This window comes from Solwaraspora sp. WMMD792 (genome assembly GCF_029626105.1).
Classification (GTDB): Bacteria; Actinomycetota; Actinomycetes; order Mycobacteriales; family Micromonosporaceae; genus Micromonospora_E.
The window spans coordinates 4,054,898-4,065,597 of the sequence record NZ_JARUBH010000009.1 but is presented as its reverse complement, the minus strand read 5'-3'; the positions used below and the strand labels follow the sequence as shown (position 1 = coordinate 4,065,597).

Below are 10,700 nucleotides of genomic sequence, written 5' to 3'. Positions count from 1 at the left end.
TCACCGCCCGGCTCGGCGCGTCGTTCCTCGGGTGACGTCTTCCAACGCGGTACCGTCGCCCATCTGCTGACGGGTGATCACGCTGAACGAACCGTCGGTCTCCAGCACCACGGCGGCCACCTGGGCGAGGTCCCCGACGCCCTGCGCCCGGACCGCCTGCCGGATCTCGTTGTCGGTCACCCGCTGACGGCGCATCGCCGCGGTGAGCAGTTCACCGTCGTGCAGCAGCAGCGTCGGAGTGGACTTCAGCGCGGACCGGAGCGGAGCCCACCGTACGGACAGCCAGGTCGCGGCGAACTGGAGAGCCACCAACAGGACCAGCGCCGCCGCGCCTTCGGCGAACGAGACGTCGCCGGAGAGCAGGATGGTCGCCAGAGTGGAGCCGAGCGCGACCGTGACGACCAGGTCGAAGGCGTTCAGCTTCGCCAGGGTCCGTTTGCCGGACGCCCGGAGTACGCCGACGAGAAGGACGTAGGTCAGGACACCGACAGCGGTGACTCGCCACAGCTCTTGTGGGTTGTCGAGTAACATCCTGCTCGGATACCCGCGACGGTTCCCGGCTATCCGGCGACCGGCTCACGAGCGGATGATTCGCCGCGGCGGTGATCGGGTAGCGAGGGCGGTCATGGGACCTGAACGGACGAGGACGGCTCGGCTGTGCCCACCGCCACCGGATCATCCACGAAGAGACGACGGTGGGCGGCGGTGACCGGGTCGACGTGGCCGCTGGCACCGAGCATCGCGGCGCTGGCGGTCGCCCTGCTCGTCATCGTCTTCGCCGGCAAGTCCCTGGCGGCGACCGCCGACACCCTCGCCGACCGGACCGGGATGGGCGAGGCCGTCGCCGGAGCACTGCTGCTCGGCGCGGTCACCTCGCTACCCGGGATCGCCACCACCGCGATCGGCGCCTGGCAGGGCGACGCCCAGTTCGCCATCGCCAACCCGATCGGCGGCATCGCCGTACAGACGGTCTGGCTGGCCATCGCCGATCTGCTCTACCGGCGGTCGAACATCGAGCACGCCGCCGCCTCGCTGGAGAACATCATGCAGGCGCTGGTGCTGGTGGCGCTGCTCTGCCTGCCGATCGTCGCCTACGCCACGCCCGGCCTGACTCTCGGCTGGGTGCATCCGGCGAGCCTGCTGATCCCGGTCCTCTACCTGTACGGACTGCACCTGGTCCGCCGGCTGCGGCAGAACCCGATGTGGCGGGCCGAGCAGACTTCGGACACCCGGCAGGACGTCCCGGACGACCCCGACGGCGAAGCCGACGGTGCGCCCAGCACCCGCCGGCTGTGGTGGCGGCTGGCCGCGCTCGCCGCCGTCGTCGGCGGCACCGGCTACCTCATCGGGCAGGGCGGCCTGGGGGTGATCGCGGCGACCGGACTGCCCAGCGGCTTCGTCGGGTTCACCATCACCACCGCGATCACGTCGTTGCCGGAGTTGGTCACCCTGATCGCGGCGGTCCGGATCGGAGCGTTGACCCTGGGGATCGGCAACATTCTCGGCGGCAACGCGTTCGACTCACTGATGATCTTCCTCGCCGACGCGGCGTACCGGCCGGGGTCGGTCTACACCGACGCGGCCTCCGCCGGCCTGCTGCTCGCCGGGTCGACCACGCTGCTCACCGTGACCCTCGCCGCCGGCCTGCTCCTGCGGCAACGCCGGGGCGTCGGCTTCGAGGGCGTCGCCATCCCGGTGGTCTACCTGGTCACGGTGCTGCTGCTACTGGTCCGCGCCGCCTGACCGCTTGTTCCGGTGTGGGTCAGTCCCGGCGGCGCAGCGCCGGGTCGGTGAGTGCCGGCGGCCGGTAGCCGGCGTCGGCCGGGTTGACGTTGTGTCCTGGCGGCACCAGCTCGTCGATGCGGTCCAGCACTGCGGCCGGTAGCCCGGTCAGCTCCCCGGCACCGAGCTGACTGCGCAACTGCGGCAGGGTGCGCGGGCCGACGATGGCGCTGGTCACCGCCGGGTGGCTCAGCACGAAACCGAGGGCCAGCTCGATCAGGCTCAGCCCGGCCTGGGCGGCCAGCTTCTCCAGCTCGCCGAGAATGTCGAGTTTGCGCTGCCGGGCGGCGGCGTCGCGGAAGTCGAAGTGGTCGGCGTTGCGTCCGGCCCGTGAGTCGGCGGGGACCTCGGCGGAGCGGTACTTGCCGGTCAGCCAGCCGCCGTTGAGCGGGCTGAAGGCGAGCACCCCGAGTCGGTGCCGCTGGCAGGTCGGCAGCACCCCGGCCTCCACCCCCCGCGCCATGATCGAGTACGGCAGCTGTTCGGTGGTGAACCGTTCCCGCTGCCGTCGCTGGGCGACCCACTGCGCCTCGACGATCTCCTCGGCGGGGAACGCCGAGGAGCCGACCATCAGCACCTTGCCCTCGCGGACCAGGTCGGACAGCGCACCGAGGGTTTCGTCGATGTCGGTGCCCGGGTCGGGCCGGTGCACCTGGTAGAGGTCGATCCGGTCGGTGCCGAGCCGGCGCAGGCTCGCTTCGACCGCCTGCCGGATCCAACGCCGTGAGTTGCCGCGCCGGTTGCGGTCGTCCCCCATCGGTTCGTGGAACTTGGTGGCCAGCACGACGTCGTCGCGTCGCCCCCGCAGCGCCCGGCCGAGGATCCGCTCGGATTCGCCGTGCGCGTACACGTCGGCGGTGTCCACGACGTTGATTCCGGCGTCGAGCGCTTCCCCGACGATCCGCCGGCACTCCTGCTCGTCGGTGTTGCCCCAGGCACCGAACATCATCGCGCCGAGGCAGAGCGTGCTCACCTCGACGCCGGTGCCGCCAAGTCTGCGGTACTGCATCAGGACCTCCCGCCGCCAGCCTGTCACCCGAGCACCGACGGCGGCACCGTTGCCCCGGCTCGAAGGCCGATCGCCGGGTTTGTGTCCCCGGCACATGGATCCCGGCTAGCGTGCCGAATAGCCTGGTAGACGCGCTGCAACAGACATTTCGGCAACTGGAGGTTCCTGTGGCGACCGGCCTGACCCACGCCCGATGGACGCACGTGGCACTGCCCACCGGCGACCTCGACAAGGCCATCTCGTTCTACACCTCGCTCACCCCGCTGGTGGTGGTGGAGCGCTTCGCCGACGCCGACGGCGAGAGCGTCTGGCTCTCCAACGACAAGCAGGTCGAGACGCCGTTCGTGCTGGTGCTGGTCTCGTTCAACAAGGACAAGGGCGGCCAGTTGGGGCTGCTGCACCCGTTCGCGCACATCGGCATCGAGGTGCCGAACCGGTCCGACGTCGACGAGATCGCCGAACGGGCCCGGGAAATGGGCTGCCTGCACTGGGAGCCACGGCAGATGCCGCCGCCGGTCGGCTACATCTGCGCGTTGAAGGACCCGGACGGCAACGTCATCGAGATCTCCCACGACCAGCAGGTGTTCGACACCGTACGGCGGCTGTGGGGGAGCTGACCGGCGGACGCACCCGCGACGCGGTGCGGCGTTACCTGGCCGCGCTCAACGCCCGGGACGCCGACGCGGTCGCCGGCTGCGTCAGTCCCGGGTTCGTCAACGAGCACACCGCGGCGCTGGGCCGCACCGTCACCGGCCGGGCCGCGTACCGCGCCCGGCTGGACGGCTTCCTGGCCGAGTTCGCCGACCTGCACTACGAGGTCGAGGATCTGCTGGTCGACGGCGACCGGGCGGCGGTGGCGTACCGGATGTCGTTTCGGCTGGTGTCGGCCGGCCGCGCGCCGGTCCGCATCCGGGGCATGTTCCGCTTCGAGGTGGACGCCGACGGGCTGATCGCCCGCCGGGTCGACTACTGGGACAGCGCCGAGGTGCACCGGCAGATCGCCGCCGCTAGCTGATTCCTGCCGACTGGCTGATTCCTATCGGCTGGCTAATCCCTATCGCCCGGCTGGTCCCGTCGGCCAGCTGGTGCTCGGTAGAGTGGCGCCGTGGTGGTCACGGGTCGGGCGGCGGGTGAGGCGAGCGAGGTGACCGGCGACGGGCCGGCCATCCAGACGGTGCAGCGCGCCGCGACGATCCTGCGGGCGTTCACCGTGGAACGGCCCCGGCTCACCCTGGCCGAGTTGACCGCCGACCTGGCGATCAGCCGGGCCACCGCACACCGGTACGCGCGGGCGCTGCGCGCCGCCAACCTGCTGCGGTTCGACGTCGCCACCGCCACCTACACACTGGGGCCGCAGATCCTGGCGATGGAGGCGGCGGCCCGCGCCGCGCTGCCGATCGTCACCGTCGCCGAGCCATACCTCGACCGGCTGACCCGCGACACCAACCAGACCTCGGTGCTGAGCATCTGGAACGGCGAGGCGCCGACGGTGGTCCGCTGCATGGACAACACCAGTGGGGACGTGCGGCTCAGCGTGCGTACCGGCTCGCCGTTGGAGCTGACCCGTTCGGCCCAGGGCCGGGTGTTCTGCGCGTACCTGTCGCCCGCCGAGAACCCGGTGGTGGCCCGGCAGCTGCGGCTGTCCGCCGCGCTGCGGGAGGTGGTCGCGCAGGTCCGTCGCGACGGCGTCGCGGTCAACTCGCCGGAGGATTTCGGGGTACGGGTGATCGCCGCCCCGGTGTTCGAACGTACCCAGGTGGTCGCCGCGCTCGCGGTGCTCGGCACCAGCGTGGCGCTGGCCGGTACGGCGCAGGCCGAGGCGGCGGATCAGCTGCGGCAGGTCGCGGGGGAGTTGTCCGAGACGTTGGGGGCGATCGCCGGTTAACGCCGACTGGTCCGCCCGTTGCCACCCTGCTGGTGGCTGGTCCGCCCGTTGCCGTCCTGCTGGTGGCCGTTGCGCCCGGGATCGCCCGGCGGCTGGTGGCCGTTGCCGGCGACGCTGCCCAGTTCGGCGGTGACCACGGCGGCGGCGCGCTGCAGGGCGGCGGCCAGCGGACTGTCGGTGCCCTCCGGCACCGACGTGGTGGTGCCGACGATCGCCATGGCGGCGATCAGCGTCTGGCCCCGGAAGATCGGCGCGGCGATGCTGCGTACCCCGTTGACCGACGGCGTGTTGGCGGAGATGCCGGTGCGGCGGATCTTGTCGACCTCGTGGCGCAGCTCGGCCGAGGCCGCCAAATCGGCGGCCAGCCCGGGGACGTCCTCCGCCGGCAGGAACGCGCAGAACACCCGGCCCTGGGCGGACTCGGTGCGCGACAGTCGGGACCCGGTGCGGACGCTGACCCGGATCACCCGGTCGGTGTTGTCGTCGGCGCGTACCACCACCGCCGTGTCGCCGTCCCAGACGCTGAGCACCACGGTCTCGTCGACCTCGCGGACCAGTTGCTGCATGTGTGGCCCGGCGATGCTGATCACCGGCATGGCGGCGCGGGCGGCAGCGGACAGGGTGAGGATCTGCGGGCCAAGGGAGTAGAGGCCCTCGCGTTCGTCGTAGCGCAGCAGGTTGCTCTCCCGCAGCGCCTTGGTGTAGCGGTGCGCGGTGGCCTTGCTGGTGCCGAGGCTGGCGGTGAGCTCGTTGAGGCTCAGCCGGGGACGGGCTGCGGTGAACGCGTTGAGGATCACCGCGGCACGCTGCACGGTCTGGATCGCCGGGGTGCTCGGTTCGGCGAGCACCGGGGGGCTCACCTCGGCGGGAGAGCTGTCGTCCGCCATCTGGCTTCCTTATCTGGCTTCCTGGTCGGAAGCGGCGGGGCGTGCGCACCGGACGGGGGTAGGTGCGGGCGGCCGGAACGCGTACGGAAAGTGAGACAGCATCATGCCATACGGTACCCTGCGCTGTCGATGGTGCCGGTGTGCCGTACCGCGATGTCCGCATATATACCGGCGAACATCCGCAGATCGGCCAGCGCGTACCGGTCCCGTCGGGGATCAGCGGGATCGGCGCCGCGACCGGGCGGTCCCAGCCGTACCGTCGGCACGCCCCGACCGCGCAGCACCACCCCGTCGGTCGAACCGGTCCAGCCGAGGACCGGCGGTGGCTGTTCACCGTACGCCGCTGTCCATGCGTCGCACGCGTGCCGCGCGATCGGCGCGTCCGGGGCGGTGGCCGCGGCCGGATGGACCAATTGCCCGTCCACCGAGACCGGGCACCCGGCCAGCGGGGTGCCGGCGGTCGCGGCGGTGACGGCGGCGTGCACCTCGTCGCGGATCCGCGCCGGATCGTCACCGGGCACCGTCACCAGGTACAGGTGCAGGTCAAGCCGGCCCGGCAGCAGATCCGGCTTGGCCGGCTGCCCGGCGCGTACCGCGCCGATGCCGACTTCGGCGCCGACTGCGGCGGTCGGATCGGCCCGGGCGGCCAGGTGCCGCCGCCGGAAGGCCTCCAACGCCTCGATCACCACGCCGAGATGGGTGATCAGACCGCCGGGCGGCACCGCGTGCCCGCGGGCCAGTACCGGATGGAACCGGCCGGTCAGCCGTACCCGCAGGTAGAGGGCGCCCGGTTCGGCGGTCAGTACGCCCGGCGGACTGGTCTTGGCCAGCACCGCTGCCGCCGGTGGCGGGTGCCGGTCCAGATACCGGGCCACACCGCCGGGCTGCTGCCGGGTCACGGTGCCGGCATCAGCGCGCGGTCGCGACCCACCGGCGGGAGGCGCTGGCGTCTGTGACAGGTGGTACCGGTGGGTTCCGGCGGCGGCCAGCAGCAGGGTCAGCCGGTGCGGCCGGTCGGCCGCCCGTAGCGCCTCGGCGGCGGCGACGAAACCGACCAGCGCGGTCGCGGCGGCGGCCCGGGCGACCCCGAGGCCGAAGCCGTCTACCAGGGCATCGCCGTCCGGTCCGACCGACCGGCGCAGCCCACCCGCCGGACCGCACGAGCCGGTCACCGGCTCGTCGAAGTCCGGGTCACCGGTGAGGGAGGTGTCGAGGTGGGAGCAGATCAGCAGCTCCGGCGCGTCGCCGTGGCCGGCGCTGACCACGAGGTTGGCGCTGCGCGGCAGCTCGGCGGTCGCTGGCAGCCGGTCGACCCGCCAGGCCAGCTCCGGCCAGCGGGCGCCGCCCCAGCCGGCCAGTCGTTCGGCGGTGGCCAACTCCTGTCCGTACGGGGTCGGCCCGGCGGCCAGCACCGTCAGGGCGTCGACGATCCGGTCCTCGCTCATCGCCTCATCCCATCACTCCCGTGACAGTTATCCAAGATGACGTCTCGCATGTTGACATAGCCAGGGTGGGGTCTCTAGCGTGACGTCACATCAACGACGCCGCTGTCCAACCAGATAACCGCAGGTCGCAGAGGCGCGAGACGCGAGCAGGACGGCGAAAGGCCCACTGATGCGGGAGGACCGATGACCTACGTGGTCACCGACGAATGCGTGGACGTACAGGACCGCTCCTGCGTCGAGGAATGCCCCGTGGACTGCATCTACGAGGGCGACCGGATGATGTACATCAACCCCGACGAGTGCGTCGAGTGCGGCCGGTGCGAACCGGTCTGCCCGGTCACCTCGATCTTCCACCTGGACGACCTGCCGGCCGACCAGGCACACTTCGGCCCGATCAACGCCGAGTTCTTCAGCGAGCTCGGTGCCCCCGGCGGCGCCCGCAAGATCGGCCGGGTCGGTCGCGACCACCCGGCCGTCGCCGGGAGCACCGGCTCATGACCGCCGAACACGACGTCGACCTGGCCATCATCGGCGCCGGCCCAGCCGGCCTGTACGCCGCCTACTACGCCGGCTTCCGTGGGATGACCGTGGCGATCATCGACTCGCTGCCCGAACCCGGCGGACAGATCGCTGCCCTCTACCCGGAAAAGGACATCTACGATATCGCCGGCCTGCCGGCGATCAAAGGTCAACAGCTCGTCGACGACCTGCTCACCCAGGCCGCCACCGCCAAACCCACCTTCCTGCTGGGCGAGAGCGCCGTGGAGCTGACCGACGCCGCCGACCACGTGCTGATCGGCACCGACACCGGCAGCCGGGTGCGCGCCAAGGCGGTCCTGCTGACCGCCGGGATCGGCACCTTCACCCCGCGCGAACTGCCGGTCGGCAGCGACTACCTCGGTCGTGGGCTGCGCTACTTCGTGCCCCGGCTGGAAGAACTCGCCGGACAGCAGGTCGTCGTGGTCGGCGGCGGCGACTCCGCCGTCGACTGGGCACTCGCCCTGGAGCCGTACGCCGCCAACGTCACCCTGGTGCACCGCCGGCCGCAGTTCCGCGCCCACGAACGCAGCGTCGAGCAGCTGCACGCCTCCACCGTGCGGGTGGTCACCCCGTACGAGGTCAGCGGCATCGCCGGCGACCCACAGCTCACCTCGGTGACGATCAGCGAGGTACGCGGCGACGGGCGCGAGGAACTGCCCGCCCAGGCGGTGGTGGCCGCCCTCGGCTTCATCGCCGACCTCGGCCCGATGCAGCAGTGGGGGCTGGAGATGACCAAACGGCACATCACCGTGGACCGGTCGATGCGGACCAACCTGCCCCGGGTCTACGCCGCCGGTGACGTCACCGACTACCCCGGCAAGGTGCGGCTGATCTCGGTCGGCTTCGGTGAGGCCGCCGCCGCCGTCAACAACCTGGCACCGCTGGTCAACCCGGCGCTGAGCACCGTACCCGGCCACTCCTCGGACGCCGCGTGAGCGCCCCGGCCGCCGACGCGCGGCGCACCCCCGGCACCGGCACCACCCCCGGCCCCGCCACTGGGGCGAGCACCGCGGACCCGACCGGTCTGCAACTGCTCGCCACCCGGCACGGCCTGGCCCGGATCTGCGGCGACGGCACCGCCGAACTGCTCGACCTGCCGTACCGCGACGTCGCCGAGCTGCTGCGGGCCGGCGGCGGTCTGGCCCCGGCCGCCACCGCGCCGGCCCGCGACCGACTGCCACTGGACAGCGTCACCGCCGAGCTGGTCGCCCCGCTGGGCAGCACCCGGGCGGTGTGGGGAGTCGGCCTCAACTACCACTGCAAGGCGCGGGCCGCCGGCCGGGCCGTCCCCACCGAACCGGTGCTCTACCTCAAGTCGGCCAGCGCCGGCTCCGGGCCGGACGCCACCGTGGTGCTGCCCAGCTCGATCAGCGCCCAGCCTGACTACGAAGGCGAGATCGCGCTGGTCATCGGGGCCCGGATGCACCGTACGCCGGCCGAGCAGGCGTGGTCGCACGTCGCCGCGATCACCGCGGCGAACGACCTGACCGCCCGGGACGTGATGGCCGCTTCGGCCAACCCGACGCTGGCCAAGAGCTTCCCCGGTTTCGGCGCGCTGGGCACGTCGGTGCTGGACATCGCCGCCGTCGCCGACCGCGACGCCATCGAGGTGCGGACCACCGTCAACGGCGAGGTACGCCAGCAGGCCACCAGCGCCGACCTGATCTTCCCGGTGCCGCAGCTGCTCGCCTGGATCACCAAGTACGTAATCCTGGAACCGGGCGACGTGGTCCTTACCGGCACCCCGGCCGGCACCGGCCAGGACCGGGGCTGCTTCCTGCGCCCCGGTGACCTGGTCGAGGTCTCGGTCGGCGGGGTGCTGCCGCTGCGTACCCGGTTCTGCGCCGAAACCCCCGACGGCGAAATCTCCGACGACGAGCCCGCCGCAACCTCCGACGGCACCCCCGATGCGGTGGCACCGTCCTCTCCTTCGCACAGAAAGTCCGCTGACCGATGACTGAGAATGCTCCCCGGTACGACCTGGTGCTGGCCGGTGGTGAGGTCTTCGACTCCGCCACCGGCGCCAGCCAGGTCGTCGACGTCGCGGTGACCGGCGACCGGATCGCCCGGATCGCCCCCGGCCTGGCCGCCGACGCCCGCGAGGTGGTCGACTGCGCCGGCCGGTACGTGCTGCCCGGCCTGGTCGAGGGACACACCCACATCTTCGCCGAGGTGTCCAAGGTCGGTGCCCCGCCGGACGAGGCGCACCTGCACCGGGGCGTCGTCGCCGCCTGCGACGCCGGCACCGTGGGTGCCTCCACCTTCGCCGCCTTCGAGCGGTACGTCGCCGCCCCGGCCAAGCTGCGGCTGGTCAACTTCCTCAACGTCAGCGTGCTCGGGCTGATCGACTTCCGGTTCGGCGAGCTGATGAACCCGGACACCCTGGTCCCCGAGGACGCCCTCGCGGTCGCCGCCGCCAACCCGCACCGGGTCCGCGGCTTCAAGATCCGGCTCTCCGAGGACGTCGTCGGGCACAACTGGCGGCCGCTGCTCAAGCGTTCGCTGGAGCTGTCCGCCGAGGCCGGCCTGCCGCTGATGATCCACATCGGGGAGACCCCGGAGCCGTTGCCGGCCGTGCTGGAGATGCTGCGCCCCGGCGACGTCGTCGCGCACTGCTACACCGGCAAGCCGTACGGCATCCTGGCCGACGGCACCGTGCTGCCCGAGGTGTACGCCGCCCGTGAGCGTGGCGTGCTGTTCGAGTCGGCGCACGGCAAGAGCAACCTCAGCTTCAAGGTGGCCGAACCGGCGATCGCGCAGGGCTTCTACCCGGACGTGATCACCTCGGACACCTCGGCCCGCAACTGGCGTGGCCCGGTGTTCGACCTGGTCACCAGCATGGCCAAGCTGCGCGCGCTGGGCATGACCATGGAGCAGATCGTGCCCCGGGTGACCAGCGCCCCGGCCCGGCTGACCGGCCTGGACGCCGAAGGCTACGGCAGCCTCGTCGAAGGCGGCCCGGCGCACGTCACCGTGCTCGCCGACGCCGACGAGGCGGTGCTGCCCGACGCGGCCGGCAACCAGATCACCGCCGCCCGGCTGGAACCGGAAGTGGTGCTGCTGGCCGGCGAGCGGGTGCCGACCGTACCGTGGCGCGGCCTGCCCACCGACCAGGCCGGTGCCGCCGGCCGGGCCAGCTGAGGGCCGACCCG

Annotated in this window: 12 protein-coding genes; 8 read left to right on the top strand and 4 right to left on the bottom strand. The window is 72.1% G+C overall.

Features of this window, described 5'->3' with window-relative positions; genetic code table 11:
- The gene (locus tag O7629_RS19265; protein WP_278170806.1) at positions 1-531 is read right to left on the bottom strand and encodes a YetF domain-containing protein; all 531 of its coding nucleotides are present in this window, start codon (positions 529-531) and stop codon (positions 1-3) included.
- 174 nt (positions 532-705) lie between these two features.
- Here O7629_RS19265 and O7629_RS19260 point away from each other — a divergent pair, with 174 nt between their 5' ends.
- Positions 706-1,743 (top strand): sodium:calcium symporter, encoded by a 1,038-nt coding sequence (locus tag O7629_RS19260; protein ID WP_278170804.1) that lies wholly within the window; start codon positions 706-708, stop codon positions 1,741-1,743.
- Between the two features lie 19 nt (positions 1,744-1,762).
- On the opposite strand, the gene O7629_RS19255 is transcribed toward O7629_RS19260, so the two are convergent.
- Complete coding sequence (locus O7629_RS19255; protein WP_278170802.1) at positions 1,763-2,791, bottom strand: aldo/keto reductase; 1,029 nt, start codon at positions 2,789-2,791, stop codon at positions 1,763-1,765.
- Between the two features lie 167 nt (positions 2,792-2,958).
- Between O7629_RS19255 and O7629_RS19250 the strand changes: the two genes are divergently transcribed.
- From O7629_RS19250 to O7629_RS19240, 3 genes are all read left to right on the top strand, one after another.
- Positions 2,959-3,408: a VOC family protein gene (locus O7629_RS19250; RefSeq protein WP_278170800.1), complete on the top strand. Its 450-nt coding sequence runs from the start codon at positions 2,959-2,961 to the stop codon at positions 3,406-3,408.
- A complete protein-coding gene (locus O7629_RS19245) occupies positions 3,396-3,806 on the top strand; it encodes a nuclear transport factor 2 family protein (RefSeq protein WP_278170798.1) in 411 nt (136 codons plus the stop codon). The genes O7629_RS19250 and O7629_RS19245 overlap by 13 nt, the downstream gene beginning before the upstream one ends.
- A gap of 90 nt (positions 3,807-3,896) precedes the next feature.
- On the top strand, positions 3,897-4,676 hold the full coding sequence (locus tag O7629_RS19240; protein ID WP_278170796.1) for an IclR family transcriptional regulator: 780 nt from the start codon (positions 3,897-3,899) through the stop codon (positions 4,674-4,676).
- Here the strand turns inward: O7629_RS19240 and O7629_RS19235 are convergent.
- Positions 4,673-5,563, bottom strand: coding sequence for an IclR family transcriptional regulator (locus O7629_RS19235; RefSeq protein ID WP_278170794.1), 891 nt, complete (start codon positions 5,561-5,563; stop codon positions 4,673-4,675). The genes O7629_RS19240 and O7629_RS19235 overlap by 4 nt on opposite strands.
- A 101-nt stretch (positions 5,564-5,664) precedes the next feature.
- On the bottom strand, positions 5,665-7,008 hold the full coding sequence (locus tag O7629_RS19230) for a hypothetical protein (protein WP_278170793.1): 1,344 nt from the start codon (positions 7,006-7,008) through the stop codon (positions 5,665-5,667).
- A gap of 183 nt (positions 7,009-7,191) precedes the next feature.
- On the opposite strand from O7629_RS19230, the gene fdxA reads away from it, so the two are divergent.
- From fdxA to O7629_RS19210, 4 genes are read left to right on the top strand one after another with little or no spacing between them, the layout of a single operon-like run.
- On the top strand, positions 7,192-7,506 hold the full coding sequence (fdxA, locus tag O7629_RS19225) for a ferredoxin (RefSeq protein ID WP_278170791.1): 315 nt from the start codon (positions 7,192-7,194) through the stop codon (positions 7,504-7,506).
- Positions 7,503-8,483 (top strand): NAD(P)/FAD-dependent oxidoreductase, encoded by a 981-nt coding sequence (locus O7629_RS19220; RefSeq protein WP_278170789.1) that lies wholly within the window; start codon positions 7,503-7,505, stop codon positions 8,481-8,483. The genes fdxA and O7629_RS19220 overlap by 4 nt, the downstream gene beginning before the upstream one ends.
- The gene (locus tag O7629_RS19215; RefSeq protein ID WP_278170788.1) at positions 8,480-9,505 is read left to right on the top strand and encodes a fumarylacetoacetate hydrolase family protein; all 1,026 of its coding nucleotides are present in this window, start codon (positions 8,480-8,482) and stop codon (positions 9,503-9,505) included. Before O7629_RS19220 ends, O7629_RS19215 begins: the two co-directional genes overlap by 4 nt.
- Positions 9,502-10,689 carry a TatD family hydrolase gene (locus O7629_RS19210; protein ID WP_278170787.1) on the top strand — a complete coding sequence of 396 codons (1,188 nt, stop codon included), beginning with the start codon at positions 9,502-9,504 and terminating at the stop codon, positions 10,687-10,689. The genes O7629_RS19215 and O7629_RS19210 overlap by 4 nt, the downstream gene beginning before the upstream one ends.
- Positions 10,690-10,700: the final 11 nt, after the last annotated feature.